This window comes from Vibrio sp. 10N.222.46.A1 (assembly GCF_041473595.1).
Lineage (GTDB): Bacteria > Pseudomonadota > Gammaproteobacteria > Enterobacterales > Vibrionaceae > Vibrio > Vibrio tasmaniensis_A.
Map to the genome: position 1 here is coordinate 1 of NZ_JBFRSN010001313.1, position 362 is coordinate 362.

1 pseudogene is annotated in these 362 nt (G+C 42.3%); it reads left to right on the forward strand.

Annotated features, from left to right (window positions below):
• Positions 1-336: pseudogene (locus AB4496_RS26170) on the forward strand (ATP-dependent RNA helicase); the annotation flags it as partial.
• Positions 337-362 lie beyond the last annotated feature (26 nt).

The window sequence follows — 362 nt, forward strand, 5'->3', positions numbered from 1 at the left end:
GAAATTGAGAACATTAACTTTGAGCTATGGTTGATAGAGCAGCTTGAGGTGCTAGGAGTTACTGATGTGAGCGAATTGGAAATGTTCGACCATGCAGACATACCTTTCGATGGGATTCCAAGTTGGTTCTATTCAGAGTTCTCTGAAAAATACCCGTTTGCACTGAGCCTTGCCGACTTACAACTTGATGTAGAATACTTGCCCGCACGCAAGCTGATTTACGTTCACTATCAATCGGGTAGCCGAAAGTTATCACCAAAACGCTGGGAGCTCCCTACATGGTCTGGCTGGCGTATCCAGTACAAAAAAGCGAGTCGGATAATTGATATCAAATAGATGGATTAGTTTTATCTCTAAAATAT